The sequence below is a fragment of the Pedobacter sp. genome, from assembly GCF_039594775.1.
Classification (GTDB): Bacteria; Bacteroidota; Bacteroidia; order Sphingobacteriales; family Sphingobacteriaceae; genus Pedobacter.
Genome location: NZ_JBCNMT010000008.1, coordinates 36,538 through 61,682, shown reverse-complemented (window position 1 = coordinate 61,682; position 25,145 = coordinate 36,538). Strand labels below are relative to the sequence as shown.

The following is a 25,145-nucleotide window of genomic DNA, read 5'->3' as shown; positions in this document are numbered from 1 at the left end:
GCTGCCTAATGTTGTAATTTTTTTGATATTCTTTAAAATCCGCTTCATTTTTCGCATCCATATGCGCTATATTGAGATATCAATTTCTATTTAACTAAAGACTTGCTGCGTGGAAATTTCAACAGACAACCTAAATAACCTTATTCAAAAAATCACTTCCTTAAAAACTGAGATCCAGAAGGTAATTGTGGGACAAGATGAGATCATTGACGAAATGCTCATCGCCCTAATGGCTGGCGGACATTGTTTATTGGAAGGTGTACCGGGATTGGCCAAAACCTTAATGGTACGAACCATGGCGCAAGCCCTAGATCTTTCTTTTAGACGGATACAGTTTACACCAGATTTAATGCCTACCGATATTATTGGTACTGAAATTTTGGAAGAGGACCACAGCACAGGCAAACGCTTCTTTAAATTTAACAAAGGCCCACTGTTTGCCAATATCATTTTGGCCGACGAGGTAAACCGCACCCCGCCAAAAACACAATCGGCGTTATTGGAAGCCATGCAGGAATTTGAAGTGACCTATGCGGGGCAGACCTATCCTTTAGATCGTCCGTTTTTTATATTGGCCACACAAAACCCCATAGAACAGGCAGGTACCTACCCTTTGCCCGAAGCACAGTTAGATCGTTTTTTACTTTATATTAAAATAGGTTATCCTAGTGCCGCCGAGGAAACCAAAATTTTAAGCAGCACCACAGGAGCTAAGCAGGCCAAGGTAAATGCCATTATTGGCGCCGAAGAAATCAAGCAATTGCAAAAACTCACCCGTGAGGTGAGCATCAGCGACGACCTGATCAGCTTTACCAGCGAATTGGTTCGTGCAACCAGGCCCGAAACCACCACAGTACCTTTTGTTAAAGAATGGGTACGCTGGGGCGCAGGTCCGCGTGCTGGACAAGCGTTAATCCTTACGGCCAAAGCCCGTGCCTTATTTAAAGGCAGATATGCTGTAGTGATGGAAGATATCCAGACCATGGCCTATCCTGTGCTACGCCATCGGGTGCTGATGAATTTCAAGGCCGATGCCGAAAATATTACCGCAGACAAAGCTACCGACGAACTATTGAAAGCCGTATCAAGGCCCAAAAACAGCATCTAATGAGTAAACTCCTAGATCCTAAAGTACTAATGGCCATTAAACCTTTATCGTTAGCTGCAAAAGCTACGATAGATGGCTTTATGCATGGGATCAACAAAAGCACCATTAAAGGGGCTGGTATGGAGTTTAGTCAGTACAGAAGTTACCAAGCTGGTGATGATTTACGTTCTTTGGATTGGAAGATGTTTGCCCGTTCAGATCGCTATTATATCCGCGAGTCGGAAATGGAGACTAGTATTTCGGTTCGTTTATTAGTTGATGCCAGTGCTTCTATGAACCACAGTGATGGTAATCAAACTAAAATGGATTATGCTCGTTATGCCGCCGCTTCCTTAGCCTATTTGGCCAATTTACAGGGCGATGCGGTAGGCTTGTACATCTTTAAAAACACTGGAATGTTTGCCATGAACACTCGCCAAGATTTCCAACACTTGAGCCGTTTGTTTTATCAACTGGAAAACATTAAACCTGAAGGTAGTTTTACCCAACAAATCCAATACAAAGAAATATTTGCCGGTCCTCGAAAAAGAGAGTTGTTGGTTTTCTTTACCGATTTCTATCAACAAGATGGGGAACTGTTTAATCTATTGGATACACTGTTGCCTTTAAGACATGAGATTTTAGTGTTCCATCTCCTTTCTAACAACGAGCTTGAACTTGACTTTAAGGGCTTTTCTTCTTTTGAAGATTTAGAAAGTGGGCAGATTATCCAACTGGATCAAAAAAAAGCAAAAAATGCCTATCAAGAAAGAATGACCGAATATCTGCAAAACACCAGAAAGGAAATGCTGAACCGGAATATCTATTACAGAACACTGAACACTAACCAAGCACTTGACCAGGCTTTAAGAGATTTTTTAAACCAAAGAAATAAGCTAAACCATTAACCGTGAATTTGCTATACCCTATAGGTTTATTGGCCTTAACGGCACTACTTGTTCCAATCATTATTCATCTATGGCGAATAAAACAAGGCAAGACCTTTAAGGTGGGCAGTATTTCCTTAATGGGAGAAAGCGCAGCATCAAACGCTCGAAGTTTCGTGATCAGCGATTGGCTATTGTTATTGCTCCGTTGCTTACTACTGGCCTTATTGGCTTTATTGTTGGCACAACCTTTTTTAAAGGGCAAGCCGCTAGCTAAACAAAGTGGCTGGATTTTGATAGCGCAGCAAAATCTAAAAGCAACCTATCAAAACCACCGCAAAACCATCGACTCCCTACTGAACAAAGGTTTCGAGTTCCGTCATTTGGGTTTGGGTTTCAAATCATTATCGCTTAACGATACCACCAATGCAACGATAGATAGTCTTCCTAAATTGAGCTATACTTCATTACTTAAACAAGCTAACCACCAACTTCCCAATCAATACCCAGTATGGATATTTGCACCCAAAACGATGTTAGGTTTCGATGAGGAATTACCAAAGCTTCATTTACAAGTTCATTGGCAAACGCCACCTTTAGATACCTTGCAGACCTATCAAACATCCTTTTTAAATCTGAACTTAAAAGCTCAAACTAGCGGCAGCACTATTACTTATCAACGTGAAAAAGGTCCATCATCCCCATCTATGCAGGTATTGCTCCATTCCGACAGTCCTTTAGATGGCAAATATGTAAGAGCGGCCATTAACGCTATCGGCGAATACCTTGATCAACCCATTACCTTTTATACCAAAAGCAACAACCAACCTTTGGATGCCATTTTTTGGTTGGCAGAGAATGATGTCCCCAATGATATTCGCAAAAATCTAAAAACCAATGGGATATTATTTAAATATGCCAAGGGAAAGGCAATCAACGAAAACAGCTTGATCAACTTTGGAAACTCTTCACTCGGCAACGCTTCATCAGCCAAACTTTTACAGCGAGTAGCAGCCGGAGCCACAGGACAAACCCTATGGGAAGATAGCTTTGGAGAAGCGCTTTTAACGGTACAACAAAAACAGCACGTACACGAATATACTTTCTATAGCCGGTTAAATCCGCAATGGACAGATTTGGTATGGAAAGATCAATTTGTAGAAGTGCTATTTCCTTTATTATATGGTAAGACCGGTCGTCAGTTTGGTTTTGAAGAACAACCTTCTACGGCTCAAGCTAATGAGCAGCCCATTGCTTCTTTTGAAAACGCTAAAGGCAACCCTACCCTCCTTTCGCCCGCCCTAAATTTGGAAAAATACCTATGGGTAGTGGCATTTCTGGTGTTTTTAATTGAACGACTGTTAACCTATCGTAAACAAACCCCTTTGAAACAGGCATAAGATGGAAGGCAGCGCATACATACAAGGGTTAAAAAACCGAAGGATTTTGCAGTTCAGCTTACAGGGCTTAGCCTTAAGCCTGGGTATTTCGTTATTGGCAGGCAGCTTGCTGAACTATCTTTTCGGCACTGGCTACTGGATTTATTTTGCTGCTTTTATTTTGTCTGCAGGTATATTTTTAATCGCCCATCCCCTATGGAAAATCAACGAGCAACATATTGCACGTTACCTTGACAGTCATTTTCCCGAACTTGAAGAAAGTTCCGGCCTATTTTTAAAGCCCCAAGAGCAGTTGGGCACGTTGGAATATTTACAAACCAATAAAATACGTCCTTTATTACCCGAGCACCATATTTTCAACGACCTCCGCAGAAAAAACTGGCTAAGTATCGTCTGTTTAGGGCTTGGATTAGCGAGTTATTTTCTAATTCCCTTGTTTCCGGCAATAAAAAACAATTCTTCTAACGATCAACTTGAAACAAATCATATTAATATTCGCAAGGAAGAAAAGGTATTGCCACAAATTTCAAGTTATTCGGTAGAAATCACTCCGCCTAGCTATACCGGCAGGTCCCACAGACAGCAAAACCAGTTCTACCTCAAAGCCGAACTAGATGCTAAAGTGGTGTGGAACATTCGTACCAATAAAACCATCCGTAATTTCCGTGTGTTCTTTAACGAGGTAGAAAAGCTTCAATTAAAGCCCCTCAACCAAGATTCCACCCTGTGGAGTTTCTCTAGAAAGTTGGACAAGCAAGGTTTCTATCAACTGGAGCTAGACGGCAAGAAATCTGACCTCTACCAAATCGAGGTCATTCCAGATTATCCCGTAAAAATCAATATTACCCAACCAAAACCACAACATACCATTGATATTGGCCAGCCGATGCGGATCAATATTAAGGCACAATTGAACGACGATTACGGCATTACAGGCGCCTATATTTCTGCAACCATGGCGAGCGGTAAAGGCGAAAGTGTAAGTTTTACGGAAAAACGTCTGCAGTTTGATGTCTCTTTTGCAAACCGCAAAAACATAGCACTACAAAAATCAATTGACCTGCGAAGCTTGGGAATGAAACCAGGCGACGAACTGTATTTCTTTATTCAGGCGCAAGACAACAAGGGACAACAGAGCCGCTCGGACGTGTACATGGTAAACATTGTAGATACGGCTGAACTGATGAGCATGGCAGGGATGACTTCTGGCGTAAATCTGGTACCAGAATATTTCAGAAGCCAACGTCAGATCATTTTGGATACCGAAAAACTGCTTGGCGAGCGAACAACCATTAGCACAGAAGATTTTAATAAAAGAAGCAACAGCTTGGCCATCGACCAAAAGCTACTTCGATTACGCTATGGCAAATTCTTGGGCGAAGAAAATGAAACCTCCATTGGCGGCGACAACGAAGACCACGACGAGCATGATGGACACGACCATGGAGAGGAAAAATTTGGCGATGTACAAGCCATTATGGACCGTTATGCCCACAAGCACGACATTGCCGAAGACGCTACTTTTTTTGAACCTGCCATTAAAGCACAATTAAAAGCAGTACTTAATGAAATGTGGAAATCTGAACTTCAATTGAGGACCTACAAACCCCAAGAAGCACTACCCTTCGAGTATAAAGCTTTACGCTTGCTGAAAGATTTACAGCAAAAATCAAGGGCATACGTTGCTAAAACCACTATTAAAACGGCAACGCTAAAAAACGAAAAAAGGTTAACCGGCGAATTGGACAAAATTGTATCGCCTCGATCAAATGCACAGTTTGAAAATAACGACCGTAGCCATGAAGAACTTCGCACGCTATTGTCTTTATTAAACCTACATAGAGATGGAAAAGCTTTTACAACTAATGACAAAGCCCTACTTCAAAACACAGAAAGGCAAATCATTGTGGCTGCGGCAAGCCATCCTGAGAGTTATTTGGGTGCCCTTAAAAGCTTGCGTAACTTGATTGCTGCTAAAAATCCTCAAGCAAAAGATCTTGAGCAGCTTTCCAAAGCCATTTATCAGTTAATTGGTACACAACCTGCAAATCCTCAACCTGAAATTGGCGGCACAGCAAAGAAACTCAGTGATCGTTATTTTAACCATCTTAGAAACTAAGGATAGCAATGGAGTTTAACCTATATATATGGATTGCCTGTTTCCTATTGCTCTGCCTAATGGCTTATCAGGAAATTACAAGAACAAACAAACATTGGCTCGCCGCTAGGCTAATTGCCAGTGCTTTAGCCAGCATTGCCTTAGCTTTAATGGTTATCCCTATCACCGTTAAATATCAAGCCAAACAGCAAAATGCACAGTTAGCCATTATAAGTGATGGTTACCATCCCGACAGTTTGGAAAAAATACCACATCAGAAGTATTTCCTTAACCAAACCTTGGCTCCGCTATTAAAGCGAAAGGCCAACTTTATTCCCGATTTGGCCTACCATTTAGCGGCACATCCCGAAATCAAGAAAATAGCCGTATATGGTCATGGCTTAACTGATGAAGAATTAAAAAAAATAAATGCGCTGCCACTTGAATTTCATCCAACAGCAAAACCCAATGGTGTTACCGCATGCCATTGGAAGGACGAACTCAAGGAGGGTGAAACCTTGGTGGTACAAGGCCAGTATCATAATGCCTCCTCAAAAACATCAATTCTTAAATTGACCGGATTTGGAAAAACATTAGACTCCACCAATATCTCAGCGAATACCACCGTTAAATTCTCGCTCAAGCACCAGATCAAGCAAAAAGGTCAGGCGGTTTTACAATTGGTAGCCCTACAAGATAAAGATACCCTTAGCCAAGAACTCGTCCCTGTACAAACCCTAGGCAAGAAACCGTTAAAAATAGTTGTATTGGGCTCTTCTCCGGGCTTTGAATACAACTTCCTGAAAAGATGGCTGTACGAAAACCAATATGCCTTGGCCCTGAGAAATCGGATTAGTAAGGATAAATACAGTCTCGAATTCCTTAACAGAAGTAACATTGATCTTAATCGACTCAGTACACAATTACTTCAAAAAGAGGATTTATTATTATTAGATCAACAGGAGTTTGAAAATATAACAGATCCAGAAAAGCAGGCCATTAAACAAGCGGTAGCACAAGGCTTGGGTTTAGTTATTTTAGCACAAGAGCCCAACACTACCGAACCTTGGATCAAAAACCTAAATTTAACTGCCAGCAAAAAACAGGAAAAAATCAATCCTCTGCTATTGACAGCGCAACAAGTAAAGCTTTCTACATTACCAGAGCAGGTACCTTTTTTAATGGGGAACAACGTAGATCAACAGCCGCTTGTAACTGATGGGCAATTAGCCGTTGCCGTGCAAAAATTATATGGCAAAGGAAAAGTGGTAGCAAGCTCCCTGCCCAATAGCTACCAATGGAGCTTAATGGGACATCAACATGATTATACCTTGTATTGGACAACGCTCATTGAAGCCGCGGCACGCACTGCCGAACCAACATATCTGCTCCAAACAGCGAGTTACATTCCTATGGAAATGAACAAGCTCAATTTTAGCTTGGCCACTCCCGGTTCAACAATGCCAGTAATTAAGAACGACCAACAAATCCTGAGCAGCAAACAAAATATGCTATTTAGCAATCATTGGCAATTACAGTACTGGCCATTAAACCCTGGCTGGCATACCTTGAATATAGACGGTCAAAAACATAATTTCTTTGTATTTGGAAAAGAAAACTGGCGAGCGCTTATCGCTAACCAACGTATGGATCATAATAGAGCTTATGTGCTATCCCATTCGTCTGCAAATAATTTAACAGAAGCTACCGTGATCCTTCACAAAGCAATTTCTAGGTGGTGGTTTTTTATTGCTTTTGTTTTTGCGGCAGGTTTTCTTTGGTTCGAAAGCCGCATTTACAGCAGAAATTAGCATTGAAACTAAATTGTTATAATTGAAATAGGGCAAGTGTTTATCCATTTGACTAATTTGTGTTATTAATCACCTAAACCGAACCACTTTGAAAAGAAAAGATTTCCTTTATCTATCCGGAATGGGAATGGGTGCCTTAGTACTCCCCGATTTATCAGCTTACGCCATGCCGATAGATCCCGAGCAGGCACTGGTCCGAGTAGATCCAAAAATTAAAAAAGAACTGGCCGATGTGGCACTTAATGCTGCCAAATCAAAAGGTGCTTCGTACGCCGATGTACGCATCGGCAGGTATTTGAACCAGTTTGTGGCCACTCGCGAAAAAAGAGTGCAGGGCGTTGCCAATACCGAATCCTATGGAGTAGGTATCCGCGTGATCGTAAATGGCTGTTGGGGCTTCGCAGCTACCAATAAAGTGACCAAAGAAGGCATTGCTAAAGCTGCCGAGCAGGCTGTTGCCGTGGCCAAGGCTAATGCCAAGATACAGGGCGAACCTGTTCAGCTGGCCCCTCAAAAAGGCTATGGTGAAGTAAGCTGGAAAACCCCAATTGAAATCAACGCCTTTGAGGTTCCCGTAAAAGAAAAGGTAGATCTGTTGCTAAATGTTAACGACATTGCCATGCAAAATGGTGCAAGTTTTGTGAATTCGGCCATCTTTGCCGTAAACGAGCAAAAATATTTCGCTTCTACCGACGGTTCATATATTGACCAAGATATTCACCGTATCTATCCAACTTTTAATGTTACCCGTATTGATAGGGCTTCTGGTCAGTTTAAAACACGTAATGCCCTTAGTTCACCAATGGGTATGGGCTACGAGTACATGAATGCACGCCCAGAAGATAAGGTTGCAGGTATTGTGACCCGTTACAAAGGTCGTTACGATATGTTGGAAGACGTAAAATCAGCGGCCAAGGTAGCTTCTGAAAAAGTAACCGCTAAATCAGTAGAGCCTGGTAAATACGACTTGGTGTTAGACCCTTCACATTTATGGTTAACCATCCACGAATCCGTAGGTCACCCTACCGAGCTAGACCGTGTATTAGGTTACGAAGCCAATTATGCGGGAACTAGTTTCCTTACCCTCGACAAATGGCAATCTAAAAACTTCAAGTTTGGCAGCAATAAGGTGAATTTATTTGCAGACAAAACGCAAGTAGGTTCATTGGGAGCTGTAGGCTATGATGACGAAGGGGTAAAATGTAAAAAATGGGATCTCATTAAAGATGGTGTACTGGTAAATTACCAAGCCATTAGAGATCAAGCCCATATCATTGGTCTTAACGAATCACAAGGCTGCTGCTATGCGCAAGGCTGGGACGATGTACAGTTCCAAAGAATGCCAAACGTATCCTTACAGGCTGGCAAAGAAAAACTAAGCGTTGATGACATGATCAAAAACGTGGAAAAAGGTATCTACATTATTGGTGATGGCAGTTTCTCTATTGACCAACAACGCTACAACTTCCAATTTGGTGGGCAGATTTTCTACGAAATCAAGAATGGAAAAATTGTGGGCATGTTAAATGATGTGGCTTACCAAGCCAATACCCAAGAGTTTTGGAACTCATGCTCCGATATCTGCGATCAAAGCGATTATCGTTTAGGTGGATCATTCAACGATGGAAAAGGACAACCTTCTCAAAGCAGTGCCGTTTCGCACGGTAGCGCCACCACCCGTTTTAATGGAGTTAATGTAATTAATACAGCAAGAAAAATATAACTATGGCCATATTAAGTAAAGAAGAAGCACAAGCAATTTTAAAAAAGGTACTTAGCTATGCCAAGGCCGATGCTTGCGAAGTAAGTTTAAATGGCTCTGATGGTGGTAATATCCGCTATGCAAGAAATGCCGTTTCAACCGCAGGTCAAATAGACGTAATGAGTTTAGGGGTAAGTGCCACCTTTGGCAAAAAAACCGGTACCGCTACCATTAACGAGTTTGATGATGCATCCCTACAAAAGGTGGTAAAAAGAGCCGAAGAATTGGCGATGCTTGCCCCAGAAAATCCAGAATACATGCCTCCTTTGGGGCCCCAAACCTTTGCGGAGTCGTTAACCTTTAACGCCAATACCGCCGCCATGACACCCGAAACAAGGGCCGAAATGGTTGCCAAGAGCCTTAGCGTATCTAAAGCCGGAGGTTTAGAAGCAGCTGGATTCCTTGAAAACAGCACCCGCTTCAATTCCATTATGAATTCAAAAGGTTTATTTGCCTACAACAAAAGCACCAATGTTTCCTTTTCAGTGACCATTCGTAACAAGCAAGGTACAGGCTCGGGCTATGTGGAGCAAGACTTTAACAATTTGAGCAAAATGGATACCCTTGCCCTCAGCAAGATTTCTGCCAGCAAGGCCAATGGTTCTGCGGGTGCCAAAGCCATTGAGCCAGGAAAATATACCGTGATCTTAGAACCTTTGGCGGCCAGTGATATGCTGGGCAACATGTTCAGAGGTTTTGATGCCCGTAGCGCGGACGAAGGTCGTAGCTTTATGAGCAAAAAAGGTGGCGGTACACGCTTAGGTGAGCAGTTGTTCTCTGAAAATGTGAATATCTATTCAGACCCACTTAACCCTGAAGTACCAGGTTCTACCTGGAGTGGCGATGGTTTGCCAGTCACCAGAACACAATGGGTACAAAACGGCGTGGTTAAAAACCTATCTTACTCTAGATATTGGGCTGCCCAAAAGAACGTACAACCCCTACCTTTTAGCCGTAGTTTGGTAATGGAAGGCGGAAACCAATCGTTGGAAGACCTGATTAAGAGTACAGAAAAAGGTATTTTGGTAACCCGTTTCTGGTATATCCGTATGGTAGACCCTCAAACCCTATTACTTACAGGACTTACCCGCGATGGTACTTTCTATATCGAAAATGGAGAGATCAAATTCCCGATCAAAAACTTCAGGTTCAACGAAAGCCCGGTAATCATGTTGAACAATGTGGAAGCACTAGGCAAACCTGTACGTACAGGTAGCGGATTAATCCCACCAATGAAGATCAGAGACTTTACCTTCTCGTCATTATCTGACGCGATATAAAAATAAGAGATGGCGCCTAATTGATGGCGCCATCTTTTTTACCTCCTAAATCCAAAACCATTGAAAAGAAGAGACTTTTTATACCTAACAGGCATTAGCGCAGGCGCTTCTATGTTAGATAGTGTTCCTGTTTTTGGCAGGATGATTTCTGTAGAAGAAGCCCTTACCCCTATTGATGTGGCCATCAAAAAGAAATTAGCCGATGTTGCCCTAAATGCCGCCAAGGCAAATGGTGCCAGCTATGCCGATGTACGCATTGGTCGTTATTTGAACCAAGTGATTGCCACTCGCGAAAAAAGGGTAGACAATATTGCCAACACCGAATCATATGGTATGGGCATCAGGGTACTTGCCAACGGCGCATGGGGCTTTGCCGCAACCAATAACCTCGATAACGATAGTATTGCCAAAGCAGCAAAAATGGCGGCAGCCATCGCCAAAGGTAATGCTAAACTGATGGATGAGCCCGTACAACTGGCCCTGCAAAAAGGCTATGGGCAGGTATCATGGAAAACACCTATCCAAACCAATGCCTTTGAAGTACCTATTGCAGACAAGGTCGAATTATTGCTCAATGTAAATAACGAAGCCCTCAAGGGAGGTGCAAAATACATCAACAGCAACCTGTTTATGGTGAACGAACAAAAGTATTTTGCTTCTACAGATGGTTCTTATATTGATCAGGACATTCACCGCATTTGGCCTACCTTTACGCTCACCAAAATAGATGCTTCGGCAGGAAAGTTTGAAACCCGCAATGCCCTAAGCGCTCCCATGGGCATGGGCTTCGAGTACATGCAACCGCTAGACAGCGAAAAAATCAAAGGTGGCCCCGTAACCCTATACAAAAAACGTTACGACATGCTGGAAGATGTACGGGAAGCGGCTGTACATGTAGACGAAAAGCTCAAGGCCAAGCCTATTGCCCCTGGCAAATATGACTTGGTATTAGACCCTTCGCATCTTTTCCTGACCATCCACGAATCAGTGGGACACCCTACCGAGCTAGACCGCGTGCTGGGTTATGAAGCTAATTATGCAGGTACCAGTTTCCTTACCTTAGATAAGTGGGAAAGCAAAAAATTCAACTTTGGCAGTAAGGAAGTAAACATTGTAGCCGATAAACTGGAAACCGGATCTTTAGGTGCCGTGGGCTATGACGACGAAGGGGTAAAATGTGGCCAATGGGACATCATCAAAGATGGTATTTTGGTGAACTATCAAACCATCCGAGATCAGGCGCATATATTAGGGCTTAAAGCATCGCAGGGCTGTTGCTATGCCGATAACTGGGACAGCATCCAATTCCAAAGAATGCCAAACGTATCCCTACAAGCAGGCAAAGCGCCACTTTCGGCTGCCGATATGGTGAAAAACGTAGAGAAAGGTATCTACATGTTTGGCAGGAACTCCTACTCTATTGACCAGCAGCGCTACAATTTCCAATTTAGTGCGCAATTGGCCTACGAAATTAAGGATGGAAAAATTGTGGGCATGTTTAAGGATGCGGCCTACCAAGCCAATACTCAAGAGTTTTGGAACTCCTGTGTACAACGCTGCGATCAAAGCGACTACCGTTTGGGCGGTACCTTTTCTGATGGCAAGGGCCAGCCTAGCCAATCCAGCGCAGTATCACATGGGAGTCCTACTACCCGTTTTAATGGTGTGAATGTCATCAACACCGGAAGAAAGTTGGGATAGTTACTAGGAGCTAGTGGTTAGTGAAAATAACTAATTCGTGATTACTGATTACTAATTCCTAGCTCCTATTTTTCACATTTTATTCGTACATTTGTAACCTAGTAGCAGCGATTACTAAACACTAATCACTAGTTACTAACTACTAAAAAGGGGCTGTTCCTGGATTTGACAGGGTGGCGCTAAGTATGTAAGCATGCAGTGCGTTGTACGGTGAGCACTTTAAAGAGAACGTTCAAAACAATAATTGGCGAAAATAACTACGCCTTAGCTGCCTAATTTAGAATTACGCAAGCTTTTGTCTCGCTAACTGCCGCATAGTTAGGTTAGCATCAGAGGCATCGAAATAACCATGCTAGCCTTTGTAGGGTACGATACAGAGGTTAAATAAAGTATCTAAGGATGTTGTCAAGGTCGGTTTCCAGCCCGACGCATCTCGAAAACCAAGTGGAAAATAAGCACGTAGAAAGCATAATTTATCACACAACTGGACAAGGGTTCGACTCCCTTCAGCTCCACAAAAAAATCCTCATCAAATGATGGGATTTTTTGTTTTAGGAGCATTCCATTTGTAATTGATGCTATTAGCATAATGCTACAGGCGATATTCTTCATTCAGCCAAATCGTTTCTCCATTTTTCTGCCCAGTGATGGCCACTTGGACAAAATGGCTATCTACACTTGCTCCATGCCGGTGCGGAATATCGGGTGGACATTTTATCGTATCCCTTTTTTGAGTATCTATTTAGATTTGCCTTTTCCTGGTCATACCCTACCCATCAATGCCAATAATATTTGTCCTGTGGGATGCTATGCCATTTGTTTCTCGCTCCCGGTTCAAAACGGAAATAGAATTAAGGCTATCTGCATCAATCGCCATTTATAGATAGGTGGTTCCCGTAAAATTCGCATTGGTTATTTTTTCACCTTGCGGAAATACAAGTTCGCTTTGCTTTTTCATTTCTTCCATTTTATGAATGTTATTGCACTCCATAATTAACACGGGACACCATCCACAAAGATGCAGTTTGCCAAACGCTCATGTTATTTTCGGAACATGATACCGGCAAAATCTACCAACTGCTCCCCTTTTTTTGTCTTAAAGGTAACCGTAAAACCTCCAAATCCAGCATTAACCCCCGAAGAAAGCGCATGGTTATCGTCGATAACATCTAAAGGGATTTCATTGGTACTGCCCATCGTCTTGAGCCGGCACATCAGTACACGATCAGGGGTAATATAAAGTTCGATGCTTTTAAACTTGCTGTCGCCGATCAGCATTTGGTAACCGTATTGATGATATAATCCTGTCCGCTTCTGCCAATGACTGACATCAACTGGTTTCATTTGATAACCCCAGTTATACTCCCTTTCGCCCCTGCGCTGGATCAGATAATGATACCCCTTGATGTTGGTAAAGAAAAAGCGCTGTCCACCTTTTTTCATCAGCGTATCATTGCCGATGATCTCATAAGGCGCATATTGATTTGCGCTGAGCGGCTTTAAGATCGTTATATTATCGTTCTCACGCATCCTAAGGTATTTATCTGCTACGGAAATGGTCGCATAAGACGTTGCCTTGGCATAGCTGCCCACGTGTTTCTTTAGCTCTGCTGGCGATAGCTGAACAATAGGAGAAGTGTCATTGACTGAACCTGTTACAGGAGCGGGAAATAGATCAGAAATACGCAGCCCGAACCTGGGCAGTAGTTTAAAGCAGAAATCTTCTGCTGCCTGTCCGCCCTCGGCTGTATTGGTCATCACGACAACAGCAGCATTCTTTTCGGGAAAGAGCAGCAATTTGGCATGGGCAAAACCGGCACTGCCTGCATGGTAAACGGCAAAGGTAGAGTCGTTTTTGAACATAAACCAACCCAGGCCTTTTTTGTTGGTTTCTATCGGGACCGAGGCATTCTGGAGACTGAACATCTGATGAAGGGTGCTCGCTTTAATTAAAGAATTGGTTTCGCCCCGATAAGCCTTCAGCAAGCCTGTTGCGTATTTGGCAAAGTCATTCAAGTCCGCGTAGATACCACCAGAAGCGATATCACGGAGTTCAAACGCCTTGAATTTCTGCCCGTATGCATATATATTGCTCCGATTCCGCAAGCTGTCCATGGCGAACCCGCTGTGCGACATCGTTAATGGATCAAGGATATGGCGGTGAATATAATCAGCGTAGTCCTCTTTGCTGACGGCCTTAATGACATTACCCAGAAGGTTATAACCCGCATTTGAATAAAGCCCTACCATGCCGGCCGGGTATAACAAATAGGTCTGGTTAACAAAGCCAGGAATATCGGTATATTTTCCGCTTTCCAGGTCCGAATTTTTCCAGATGTCTGATTGGATGCCCGAGGTATGGGTCATTACCGCTTTCACCGTGATCTTGTCGGGGTTGATGCCCGGCCCTGCCATCGGGTTAAACTGGGGCAGGTAGGTTTTTAACGGTTTATTGACATCAAGCTTCCCCTGTTCGTACAGCTGCATTAGGGCCAATGCGGTAAAGGTTTTGGTGACGGAACCGATATTGACCACCGTTTGCGGCGTCATCGCAATTTTGTTTTCCCTGTCGGCATAACCGAACCCCTGTTTCCAGATTACCTTACCGTCTAATATGATTGCAGCACTCAGTCCGACGATATGGTCAGATACCATTTTTTCGTTAAAATATTGTTCCGAAGTTTTGACAAGATCGGTTTGATTGGTCGGTTGTTGCGCAATAGCGCTGGAGGTAATTAGCGCACAGAATAATAATAGCATCTTCATATCGCAAAAATTAACATTTTCTAAGCTATAAAACGAACACAAACTGCGAATTAAGCTCTAAACTATTTTTAGCTACCATAGCAAACTTTAAAAAAAGGGACTCAATCAAATTGCCAAACTGCTGTTGTAGGCTCATATCTTTAAAATTGTTTATCCAATGTTTTACCATTGAATTTATAAACACCACCTCCCGCCATTCCAAAAAGCAAGTTTTTGTTCTGGTCTTCATAAATACTCCAAATCATTTGAGCGTTCAATTTTGGGTCAATCTGGTAGTTGACCAACTTTTTGCCGTCATATTTCCAAGCTCCCGTATCTCGATCTCCAAACCAAATATTGCCTTCTGAATCTTCCTCAATGGCAAAAACGTGTTCAAGTGTACCTGGTTGTGATTTATCTCCTCTTCTTGTGCTTGTTGGATGGATTAAATGATGCTTTTCAGAAAAATTTATAACAGTATTACCTTCCATTAGCAAAACGCCAATCCCTTTTATAAGTTTGATTTTGGTTGTTTATTTTTCGGTAAGTTTCTTTGCTTGACCTACCCAATTTAGGGCCTTGTCAATAGTTTGCCTAAGTATTAAGTTAAACTGTGCGGAATGATGTTGAATACGTCTCATATTATACAACAAAATTTCAAGTAATGAATAGTTTTTATATTCGTTAATCCATCCTTAAACTTGCTTAAAATCAAAGATTATTACCTGCTCTGATAGTTGGATTATCGTTCATAATTTCGCGTATTGCTGGTGAAGATGTAGTCTTTTGCGTGGCAAAAAGGTTTTGAAAAGGTTAGCTACTTGAAATTTCGTAGATCCCAGATTATGAATATCGTATTATCCATGGAAAGGATTTGCAAAAGCTGAACAACGGGCTGGACAGCCAGCTTAGAACGAAAGATGAGGGTTACTTTTGACGAAATCTACAATAATAATATCAAATTCGTATTTTTGCTACCTTAAAAATCTTAGAATAAACTGATAAGTGTAAATATTTTAAGACCGCAGAATGAAATCAGTCATTATCAAACCTAGAACAGAAATTTTAAGAAAATATATTCAATACTTCTTATTTTTTAAAAAAACAGATAGTGATTTTTTGAATTATACCACATTTCCCAATAATAATCTATGCCTTGCTATTTACAAGGAAAATCACGTTGAATATATTGACAGCAACAATAGCTGTATCATAAATCAAGGAAATACAAATTTTACGAGTAGATTTTATGGATTTCACAAGATGTCTTTCAACGTGAACATTAATTCTCGTCTTGACCAAATATGCATCGTTTTCCATCCCTCGGCCTTGCGAGCTTTTACTTGTGAAAAATATAATGATTTAATGGTATCAAATAATGTTCTCGATATTTTTTCAGGAGCTGACTCCAGCGTTTTAGAAAAAATATTTGAAGAAAACAGCTTTTCAAAACGAGCTGAATTAATTGAACATATATTGTTAAGCAATTTGAGATTTGAAATCCCTTATAAACTGAAAGAAGCGTTAGTTTACATTTCTAAATACAACAGTGTCAATATGACTGTTGAAGTACTTGCCAAAATGCTTGAAATAAGCATCCCGACTTTGTACCGGTTATTCATGAACAATCTGGGCCAAAGCCCTAAAGCCTATCTCAAAACAATACGTTTCAGAAATGTATTAAATGAAATTTTACATGAGCCACATTCCTTAACAAAAATCGCCTATAAAAATCAATACTACGACCAGGCTCATCTCATCCACGACTTCAAATTATTTTCAGGTTATTCGCCGAAACAATTATTCGATAAGATTTCTATACAACAAAACGATCTAACCTGGATCTACAATAAAAAATAGATTGAACGATTTTTACAATTTTTGAGTTTCTGCATTACTTTATTTTGCGTTCAAAAGAAAGTAAAAAATGAAGCAGTATCTTTTAATAATCACGGTTTGTCTTTTTATTGCCTGTTCAACCTCAAAACACCAATCACGTAATCCCGAAAATCTTCCAAAATTATCTTATGCCCAAATGCTGGAAGATCATGATTCACTAGTGTCATATATCAGGCAAACAAGTCCAATTATATATTACAACAAAGAAGTTAGAGGAATTGATTTCGAGAAACAAGCTAAACATCTGCGAAGTCAGATCAACAAGAAGACCACGACAGACGAATTTCTTCAAATAATTCAAAAAACAATCAACGTAGCACAAGATGGGCACACCAGTCGACTAGGGAAAAGTTCACTTGACAATTTGATAAAATACTGGATTCCATCCGGATCTGTTAAAAACATAGATAGTTCAGCTACGAAAAATAGCTACCAGTATGCTGATTACTTCAAAAATGCAAATTACACCAAGCTAGACCTAAATCTAATTTATACATCTGGAGAATACTATAACCTGTTACCTTTCAAATACAAGGAAATCAGTTATCCTGCATCCATGAAATTAATAAGTTGCAATGGAATTGAAATACACAGATATGTAGCTGGCCTTACAGAACTGGTCTCGCCTTTGCGTTGGGACAGAACAAATAATAGGACTTACGAAGAGACTTTTTACGCACATCCGGAAAACTATAGAAACGGAGTTTTAAAACTGGTTTTCCTTGATAAGGGAAACAACAAATATCATCTGGATATAGCTAAAAAGGATAGCCTATCAATTTTGCAGGAAAAGAATTGGAAATACGGATACAACAACAACAATGACACTCTAATCACTCACTACTTTAAAGAAAAAGGTATCTTCTATGCTAAAGTTCCAATGATGAAAGAAGAATTGGGAGATTCTGTAAAACAAAAATTGGAAGCAATTATTTTAAAAAACAAAGTCAATTCTATTGTAATTGACATTAGGGGTAATGGTGGCGGAAGTGATAATACCTACAGTAGGTTTTTAAAATCAGTTGTTCAGGACACCTTAAAACTAAATATTGTAGTTGGAAGAAATTTTAGTCCCTACAATCAAGAATATTTTAAGATAAATCGAGACTCTGTTGAAAGAAGACAATCTCACACATTCAAAGTCGATAATCCAACCTTGAAAGGCATAGAAATGTATTATATCAAGCAATCCTACAGTTTTGTGGTTCCCGAGAAGGTTAAACTTCCTTTCACTGGAAAAATTTATATACTACAGGACAGATATATTTACTCTTCTGCGAGCAACCTATCAAGTTTAGCGAATAATAGTGAGCAATTGATAAGCATTGGACAGACGCCTGACCTATTCGGTGGACTTCAAACCAATCCTATTGTGATGATGCTCCCTTACAGCAAATTGATTTTCAGGGTAGAGCCACAAATCGATTTGACAAACATTAAAACCGTAAGTGATATTTTTCAGAACCATGTGGAATACCCTGTTCCATACACTATTGAACACCTACACTTACGTACTACTACGAAAGCTAATATCTATGGAAAGGAATTTCTTTTAAATCAAGATCCAATGTTTAAAAAGGTACTTGAACTTGAAACCCAAAATTAAATGAAATAAACATTAATGATTGTGGCGGGAAATATATTCGCTCAGGAAAACTGGAATTGTGAAAGTGGAATGGCTATCTTTTTGCTACATAGCTAAAGGAACATTTCTTCTCCTTAGGCCCATTGGTTTAAAAAAGCAGACGGTTTGCAATCTTAAATTTGTAGCCACTTTGCCCAGAACCCGAATCGAAATCATTCTATCGGTTATCTCAATTATTTTACCGCCACATCATTTTCGTAGTAATTTACTTTCGATTTCCCATTAGGGAAAATATTGATTACTCTTCCATGCTTTTTACCTTGTTGCATCTCGGCCATTTCAACTCCTCCGTTACCATACATGATGATCATAAAACCATGGGTAATGCCCGCTTTATACGTAGCAAAGATTCGATTTGGACTCGCTGAATATAAGGCGTAACCAGGTCCCTCCAAAGCGCCATTTACAAATTTACCAGTATATACCATCATTTTTCCTTCTGGCAAACTTTCCAACTTTACACCTATCCCATTTTGGCAATTCCCATAGGGGCAATTGGCCACAGCGGCTTTTGGCACCACATTTTTTTCTTTCAGTACGCCTTTATCAAAAGTCTTCGCGATAATGCTTCCATCGCCAAGCGGGGTAACGTGCAGCCCTTGCTTCAAGTCATTCACAAACATCCCATAACTAATATTGCTTTCGTCTTTATACACTCCAAACCCATCCTTTTTTCCTTCTTTCCATTGTCCAGAATAAAGATTTTCCCCATATACATCGCCCAAACCATCTAGTTTCCCGTTTTTGAAAAACCCTGTAGTGGTCGTTTTGCCTGCCACCAAAGTACCATAGCCATTGTTGCAGTCGCCCTGACATTGTGCCGCGGCTCTGTTAAAGCATAGGGTAAATGCCAAGGCCGCCAATAAACTCATTGTTGTTTTCATCTTCTATTAAATATGATTGTTCAGTTTTGATTTTCTATTTTCCTGTGTAAATGAATGGTGCCCATGCCAAGGTTAGGTTAAGCATTGAGTCGCTACTGGTGATAAATTCTCTTTTCACTTCATTAAGTGCCTTTACAAAGGTTTTTCGTTCTTGAAAAACCTTCCGATAGAGTTTAGAGACCAACACCGAGGTAGCATAATCGCTCACATTCCATAAGGAAGTAATGGTAGCATTAGCACCTGCCATTAGAAAAGCATGATTTAAACCTGCTACCCCATCGCCAGGCACCAACTTTCCTAAACCTGTTTGACAGGCGCTTAACATCACCAGCTCGGGCGCCATTTTCAGTTTGGCCACTTCACTCACCACCAGCTCTCCATCTTCGCCACCTATAGGTTCTGGAAAAACAGAAAACATGATTCCGCTGAGATCAAAAACGTAAGGATTTACGCCCGCATGGCTCGCTAAATGGATAATACGGTATTGATTTAGCATTCCTGAAGTATTCAAACGTTTAAACTCATTTTCAGTCATCTTTTCATTGAGGAAAATATCCGCATCAGGCACGATGGTTTTGATCATTTCCACTTCCTTTTTAGTGCCCTCTAAGTAATTGGCAGCCGTTTTGCTAAAAGAAGCAAATGCCTGGTCAAGATTCTGGTCAACCGCAATGGCTTCTTTTACTTTCAATTCAATACGCTCTACATCTGTTTGCGATTTTAATGGATAGCCCTTTGCAGTTCTTGCGCTATATCGAGCATCTCCAAAAGCTAATACCGATTTAGCATAGGCCTTTTGTTTACGTTGACGAAGATTGGTTAAAACCGTACCACTTGGAATGTAGCTGATGTCGTATTTTTGCACTAAATACTGTTTATCAGTGGTCATTAAGGTTTCAAAAGGCAAATAATTGAGTTCACCATCCAAAGCAAAAATCAAATGTTTCTTGCCTACAAGCTGCGGTTCGAACATCTGAAGTAGCATGTTGTAAAATGCCATCCCAATACCTTTGGCAATGTTCGGATTGTAAGTGCCATTTCGAAGTTCTTCGGTGGAAGGATTTAACTTGTGACGGTAAAGTTCAATGAGCAAACCCATTTCGCCTTGTTTAAAATCCTGCCCCCTTGCCTGCTCTCTTGTTTGGTATTGGGTGTAAACGGGACTACGAAATTCCTTTCGGGCCAAATCTTTCTCAATGTTTCCAATTTCGGTATTAAAACCTGCATATATCTCGGGCAAGAAGCTATCTCTCGCAAAAGAAAAACCAAAATGCACTTTCTCCTTTGTGAGCAATAGCGGGATGTAATAACCGTCATACAGTTCGGCCGAAATATCAATATAATAGATCAATGCTTCCTCAGATTGCAATACAGCCTGTATTTCTTTTAATGTGGCCCGCTTACTGCTCTTTGAGGTGCTTTCGGCAAGGCTATATCCTTTTATATCTTCAATGATTGGTAGCAAAGCTACACCGTCTTGTACATGGGCAACACAACCTATCAAAAGATGACAGACCCTGCTATAATCTGCCAACAAGCCTTTTTGCTTTTCTGGTGAGGCTGTCACCATTTGGCTCTCCAAAATCTTTTTTGAACGAATAAAATGGGGAATGGCTTCTTTATATTTCCCTTGGTTGGTAAACAAAATGCCTTGGTTTTCGGCTACTATAAATGAACTTTCATCATTCTTGAGCAAATCGGTCACTTTCCCATTGATAAAGCCTTCTTTATTTTGTACCAAATCCGAATTACTCACCCCCGTTTTTTGCGCATAGGCAATCCCTTCATCAAAAAGTTGTATCGCTTTAGCTTTATCCACATAGCTCATGGCCACGGCGGCAATATTATAGGCATCCATTTTATGCTGCTGATCTACTATTTTTGGAATCACCGTGGCCAATGCCTGTCCGTATTCCTTTGCCTGGTTGATATCCTTCTTCTTCAAAAAAGCATCAGTAAGGTTGATCAACACCTTATAAGACAAAGCTGGAACAATAGCCATAGCATTCAATTCGGCCAACATAATTTTAGATGCAGAAATGATAGACTCGTAATCTTTCACATTTTCAGCGTAGCGCTCCATTTGACTGTACAGCAAATACTTGGACAATGGATTACCACGCCTTTCGGCAAGTGAAGCATTAAAATCTGGTAAAAGGTCCTTAAAAATCGATTCCGTTTTTTCGTTACCCGCTAAACAGGACTTAGCAATTTTACCTAACAAATAATTATACAATACTGCGGGGTAGTATCCTGTATGCGTTTTGGTTTTAAGTTGAGCAAATGCCTCTTTCGGGAAAGTACCTTTTCTCAAATCCAAGTTCATCAGTATTTTGACATATTGCTCGTGAAAAGCCATGTGGTCTGCATAACCTTGTCTGTATTGTTGAAGTCCTTGTTGCAAGGCAGCAGTTACGCTAGCATAATCAGCATAGGGAACAAAATTATCCAACACCTTTTGCAGCTGTTGATCGGCCTGCGTCTTTTCTGCTTGACTCATAGGTACAAAAGAAAGCACGTACAGGGCATAACTTACCACTTGAGGCTCCTTGGCATACATGCCCCCCATTACCGCAGCCGTGAGGTTAACCGATTGAAAGGGATATATTGATACTACCGTTTGATAATATTGAGAAGCTGTGGGATATTGCTTATTTTGATACAATGCATTAGCCGCGTAAAAATATAGACTCTCCGCTTCGGGATACCTGTCGGATAAAGCGATAGCAAGATTAAAGGACTCTTCCCATCTTCCTGCTTGATTGGCATTATTGAGCTGTTGCCACGCGGGATGGTCCTCTACCCTGGGCGGCTGAGGAAATACCTCCTTAAATTGACCACAAACACTGTTAACGTGGAACAATAAGCCTATTAAAATAATTGATTTTACAAACGGTAACAATGGTAAGACTTTAAAGGATTTGAGCTTCCGTAAAGATCGTCAAGCCCGCTTTTCGGCACAATACGATGAATTGCGTATTTTCAATGAAAGTGATTTTGTATTTCTTTATTTTAGTATAACCAAGCCATTCTTGATGAAACGCACCGTCCTATACATTTTACTATGGATGCTTCCGCTATTTGCGGACAGTTCATTGTTTGCACAGGATTTTAAAGTACAACTTAATCACGTACTTCAATCTAATCTGTCGCAAAAACAAAAAATAGATAGTCTTTACCAATGGGGTTCTAATTACTATTACCGGGACTACAACTTTTTCCATCAGCTTGCAGACACCTTACTTCGCCTATCTGAAAAAGCAAATTATTCTCTGGGCAAGGCCAGGAGCCATATCCTTTTAGCCTTCGTTTTCAATGGTCAAGGTAATTTGGAAGCATTGGAACAACATGCTCAAAAAGCATTGGCCTATATTTCTCCGGTAAAACCCAGTAATGAACTAGCGTGGATATTATATTGTAAGGGCAGCTACTTTAGACGAAAAAAGCGGGATAAAGAGGCGATGGAAGTTTTTTACAAAGGCTTAACAATGGCCCAAGCACTAGGCAACAAATCAGTAGAAGCAGTACTTAACACCTCAATAGGTATTATGCATGTGGGCAGGCAGGAGTACGATAAAGCCTTAACTTATTACGAAAGAACACTGGAACTTGCCAGAGCTATCAATGATAGTACCCGCATACAGCGCACCTATACCAATAAAGGCATTGTATACCAACGCCAGCATAAATATACAGAAGCCATCCAATCGCACCAACAAGCACTTAAGATAGCCAAAGAACTGGGCAATGAAACCGGCGAAGCTTTCGCTTACAATGACCTTGGGGCTACTTATATTGAAGTAAACAATGGAATTCAAAACGCAATTGCCTATCTAAAAAAATCCATTTCGATTAGAGAACGGCTAAAAGAAGACTCGGAAATTGCTTATTCTTACGGCTACTTGGGAATGGCCTATGGAAAAATCGGAAACAAACAGGAAGCAGTGGGCAACTTGAAAAAGGCCCTGGCTATTGCCATTACCATAGGTAACGACAAGCAACATTATGAAGCACTGGAGGAGCTCGCCAACCAATATAGCCATTTCAACCAAAACGACTCAGCCTATCACTATCTTCGAGCGTACACTGTTTTCCGTGATTCCTTGCGCAAAGCCGAAAACCAAGAAGCCATTGCCGAACTTACTGTTAAACACGAAACTGAAAAAAAGGAACAGGAAATTGCACTACTTACCCAAAAAAACAAAATACAGCAATTGGGCATTAGCCAACGGAACCTTTACTTACTCATTGCGCTTTTATTAGTACTATGCACTTTAGCAACCCTTTGGCTCCTATACCGAACAAAAAAAGCTAAAGAGCAACAACTCAAACAGGAAGCCATCTTACAATCAGAATTATTGCAACTGGAAGCCAAAAACACACTACAAAATGACCGTTTGCGTATTTCAAAAGACTTACACGATAACATTGGAGCCAATCTTACTTTTATTCAAACCTCCATCACAGAAACGGAACCAACACCTGCGGAGATGCAGAATGTGAAGGATTTGGTTACCAACACCATTGCCGAATTGAGAAGAACGGTTTGGCTCATCAATAAACCATCGGTAAGGTTAGATGAATGGCTGGTAAAATTGAGGGAATACTATAGAAAAGTAAAAAAAGTTGAAATAGATACCCAAATTGCCGACGAAAGCCTGATCCTCAATTCAAAACAAGCAACATTGATTTTCCGCATCATTCAGGAAGCGGTAAACAACAGCATAAAACATGCCGTGCCAAATAGCATTAAAATATATTTTTTTGCCGACCCAGAAAAAATGGAAGTAAGTATCAGTGATGATGGTAAAGGCTTTGAAACCTCTGCTACTACTCAAGGTTTTGGGTTGGAAAATATGCGTCAGAACACGCAAGAACTGGGAGGTAGTTTCAATATTGAAAGTACGCACAGTAAGGGAACCAAAATTACTGCGAACTTTCATTTTACAGTAAATACGCAATAATGCGTATAGCATTTAACTTAAAAAAACAAGAGTTTTATCAACCCAAAAGGAACCGCAGTAAGTATGCAGAAAGAAATGTCCCCTATTTCAATAGCCATTGCCGAAGACCAACCTTTGGCACTACAGTCTATCTTAAAGAAACTACGCAATAACTCAATACTTCAAATTGTATTTACGGCAATCAACGGACTTGATTTACTAGAAAAACTTCAAGAACAAATGGTAGATGTAGTTTTAATGGACATTGAAATGCCTATAATGGAAGGCATTACCGCTACACATGGTTTAAAAGAAAAATACCCTGATACCAAAGTATTAATATTGACAACTTTTGATGATGACGATAAAATTTTCAATGCGATACTTGCTGGAGCTTCTGGCTATCTGCTAAAGGACGAAAGCCCAGAAACCATTAGCAAATCTATTTTCGATATTCATCACGGAGGAGCGGCCATGTCGCCTGGTATCGCCTTAAAAACACTCAACCATATCAAACACCGCTCGCAAAATCCGGCAGAGCAAATTTCAGCAAGCACCGCAAACCTGTCTGCTCGTGAAATGGAGATATTAACCGCATTAAAAGATGGGCTGGCCTACAAACAAATTGCCGATGGCTTGTTCATTAGTGAAGGCACTGTACGTAAGCATATTGAACATATTTATCGCAAATTACAGGTAAACAATAAGGTAAGTGCCGTAAATATCGCGAGAGCCAATAAATGGCTATGATTAATCTATAATTATATTTATGCCTTGTTCTGAAAGTTTCCGGAGGGCGTTTCCATCATCTTTGTACTTATTACGGGCCGGCCTACAAATTGTCCTACCTTCGCCAATATCTTTTTGTACAGCCTTCTCCAATACCTTTGGTAGGTAGTGGCAAACAGCATCTTTTCTGTTTCTGTTTCCATCTGAATTGCTTGAAATAACAACAACTTCTTCAGCACAAAACAACAACGCCCCTCTTGCAAAGGAGCGATAT

General features: G+C 40.9%; 17 protein-coding genes and 1 other RNA gene. 13 read left to right on the top strand and 5 right to left on the bottom strand.

Annotation, left to right across the window (positions count from 1 at the left end):
• Positions 1–109 precede the first annotated feature (109 nt).
• From ABDV71_RS16815 to ssrA, 9 genes are all read left to right on the top strand, one after another.
• Complete coding sequence (locus ABDV71_RS16815) at positions 110–1,108, top strand: MoxR family ATPase (RefSeq protein ID WP_343534613.1); 999 nt, start codon at positions 110–112, stop codon at positions 1,106–1,108.
• Positions 1,108–1,995, top strand: coding sequence for a DUF58 domain-containing protein (locus ABDV71_RS16810; RefSeq protein WP_343534611.1), 888 nt, complete (start codon positions 1,108–1,110; stop codon positions 1,993–1,995). Before ABDV71_RS16815 ends, ABDV71_RS16810 begins: the two co-directional genes overlap by 1 nt.
• Before the next feature lie 2 nt (positions 1,996–1,997).
• Complete coding sequence (locus ABDV71_RS16805; protein ID WP_343534609.1) at positions 1,998–3,374, top strand: BatA domain-containing protein; 1,377 nt, start codon at positions 1,998–2,000, stop codon at positions 3,372–3,374.
• Position 3,375: 1 nt separating this feature from the next.
• The gene (locus ABDV71_RS16800; protein ID WP_343534607.1) at positions 3,376–5,493 is read left to right on the top strand and encodes a DUF4175 family protein; all 2,118 of its coding nucleotides are present in this window, start codon (positions 3,376–3,378) and stop codon (positions 5,491–5,493) included.
• 8 nt (positions 5,494–5,501) lie between these two features.
• Positions 5,502–7,283 (top strand): hypothetical protein, encoded by a 1,782-nt coding sequence (locus ABDV71_RS16795; RefSeq protein WP_343534605.1) that lies wholly within the window; start codon positions 5,502–5,504, stop codon positions 7,281–7,283.
• Positions 7,284–7,371: 88 nt separating this feature from the next.
• Positions 7,372–9,006, top strand: coding sequence for a TldD/PmbA family protein (locus tag ABDV71_RS16790; protein WP_343534603.1), 1,635 nt, complete (start codon positions 7,372–7,374; stop codon positions 9,004–9,006).
• A 2-nt stretch (positions 9,007–9,008) separates the two neighbouring features.
• Positions 9,009–10,325 carry a TldD/PmbA family protein gene (locus ABDV71_RS16785; RefSeq protein ID WP_343534601.1) on the top strand — a complete coding sequence of 439 codons (1,317 nt, stop codon included), beginning with the start codon at positions 9,009–9,011 and terminating at the stop codon, positions 10,323–10,325.
• A 60-nt stretch (positions 10,326–10,385) separates the two neighbouring features.
• Positions 10,386–12,026: a TldD/PmbA family protein gene (locus ABDV71_RS16780; RefSeq protein ID WP_343534599.1), complete on the top strand. Its 1,641-nt coding sequence runs from the start codon at positions 10,386–10,388 to the stop codon at positions 12,024–12,026.
• 149 nt (positions 12,027–12,175) lie between these two features.
• Positions 12,176–12,544: a transfer-messenger RNA gene (ssrA, locus tag ABDV71_RS16775) on the top strand.
• Between the two features lie 523 nt (positions 12,545–13,067).
• Here the strand turns inward: ssrA and ABDV71_RS16770 are convergent.
• The gene (locus ABDV71_RS16770; protein WP_343534597.1) at positions 13,068–14,792 is read right to left on the bottom strand and encodes a serine hydrolase domain-containing protein; all 1,725 of its coding nucleotides are present in this window, start codon (positions 14,790–14,792) and stop codon (positions 13,068–13,070) included.
• 140 nt (positions 14,793–14,932) lie between these two features.
• A complete protein-coding gene (locus ABDV71_RS16765; protein ID WP_343534595.1) occupies positions 14,933–15,262 on the bottom strand; it encodes a two-component regulator propeller domain-containing protein in 330 nt (109 codons plus the stop codon).
• Positions 15,263–15,800: 538 nt separating this feature from the next.
• Here ABDV71_RS16765 and ABDV71_RS16760 point away from each other — a divergent pair.
• Together ABDV71_RS16760 and ABDV71_RS16755 are read left to right on the top strand one after the other, a co-directional pair.
• Positions 15,801–16,631 carry a helix-turn-helix domain-containing protein gene (locus tag ABDV71_RS16760; protein WP_343534593.1) on the top strand — a complete coding sequence of 277 codons (831 nt, stop codon included), beginning with the start codon at positions 15,801–15,803 and terminating at the stop codon, positions 16,629–16,631.
• Positions 16,632–16,698: 67 nt separating this feature from the next.
• Positions 16,699–18,276, top strand: a complete 1,578-nt coding sequence (locus ABDV71_RS16755) for a S41 family peptidase (protein WP_343534591.1) — start codon at positions 16,699–16,701, stop codon at positions 18,274–18,276.
• A 212-nt stretch (positions 18,277–18,488) separates the two neighbouring features.
• On the opposite strand, the gene ABDV71_RS16750 is transcribed toward ABDV71_RS16755, so the two are convergent.
• Positions 18,489–19,199 carry a hypothetical protein gene (locus ABDV71_RS16750; protein WP_343534589.1) on the bottom strand — a complete coding sequence of 237 codons (711 nt, stop codon included), beginning with the start codon at positions 19,197–19,199 and terminating at the stop codon, positions 18,489–18,491.
• Positions 19,200–19,233: 34 nt separating this feature from the next.
• A complete protein-coding gene (locus ABDV71_RS16745; protein WP_343534587.1) occupies positions 19,234–22,101 on the bottom strand; it encodes a CHAT domain-containing protein in 2,868 nt (955 codons plus the stop codon).
• Positions 22,102–22,120: 19 nt separating this feature from the next.
• On the opposite strand from ABDV71_RS16745, the gene ABDV71_RS16740 reads away from it, so the two are divergent.
• On the top strand, positions 22,121–24,163 hold the full coding sequence (locus tag ABDV71_RS16740) for a tetratricopeptide repeat protein (protein WP_343534585.1): 2,043 nt from the start codon (positions 22,121–22,123) through the stop codon (positions 24,161–24,163).
• A 63-nt stretch (positions 24,164–24,226) separates the two neighbouring features.
• Entirely contained in the window at positions 24,227–24,892 is a 666-nt protein-coding gene (locus ABDV71_RS16735) for a response regulator transcription factor (RefSeq protein ID WP_343534583.1), read from the top strand.
• Between the two features lie 17 nt (positions 24,893–24,909).
• Here the strand turns inward: ABDV71_RS16735 and ABDV71_RS16730 are convergent, their stop codons facing one another.
• Entirely contained in the window at positions 24,910–25,074 is a 165-nt protein-coding gene (locus tag ABDV71_RS16730) for a hypothetical protein (protein WP_343534581.1), read from the bottom strand.
• Between the last annotated feature and the right edge of the window lie 71 nt (positions 25,075–25,145).

What these genes read in the sequence shown, in the direction of transcription:
- ABDV71_RS16810 (WP_343534611.1), top strand. Translation starts at nt 1,108, where the DNA reads ATGAGTAAACTCCTAGATCCTAAAGTACTAATGGCCATTAAACCTTTA.
- ABDV71_RS16800 (WP_343534607.1), top strand. Translation starts at nt 3,376, where the DNA reads ATGGAAGGCAGCGCATACATACAAGGGTTAAAAAACCGAAGGATTTTG.
- ABDV71_RS16795 (WP_343534605.1), top strand. Translation starts at nt 5,502, where the DNA reads ATGGAGTTTAACCTATATATATGGATTGCCTGTTTCCTATTGCTCTGC.
- ABDV71_RS16785 (WP_343534601.1), top strand. Translation starts at nt 9,009, where the DNA reads ATGGCCATATTAAGTAAAGAAGAAGCACAAGCAATTTTAAAAAAGGTA.
- ABDV71_RS16770 (WP_343534597.1), bottom strand. Translation starts at nt 14,792, where the DNA reads ATGAAGATGCTATTATTATTCTGTGCGCTAATTACCTCCAGCGCTATT.
- ABDV71_RS16765 (WP_343534595.1), bottom strand. Translation starts at nt 15,262, where the DNA reads ATGGAAGGTAATACTGTTATAAATTTTTCTGAAAAGCATCATTTAATC.
- ABDV71_RS16760 (WP_343534593.1), top strand. Translation starts at nt 15,801, where the DNA reads ATGAAATCAGTCATTATCAAACCTAGAACAGAAATTTTAAGAAAATAT.
- ABDV71_RS16755 (WP_343534591.1), top strand. Translation starts at nt 16,699, where the DNA reads ATGAAGCAGTATCTTTTAATAATCACGGTTTGTCTTTTTATTGCCTGT.
- ABDV71_RS16750 (WP_343534589.1), bottom strand. Translation starts at nt 19,199, where the DNA reads ATGAAAACAACAATGAGTTTATTGGCGGCCTTGGCATTTACCCTATGC.
- ABDV71_RS16735 (WP_343534583.1), top strand. Translation starts at nt 24,227, where the DNA reads ATGCAGAAAGAAATGTCCCCTATTTCAATAGCCATTGCCGAAGACCAA.
- ABDV71_RS16730 (WP_343534581.1), bottom strand. Translation starts at nt 25,074, where the DNA reads ATGGAAACAGAAACAGAAAAGATGCTGTTTGCCACTACCTACCAAAGG.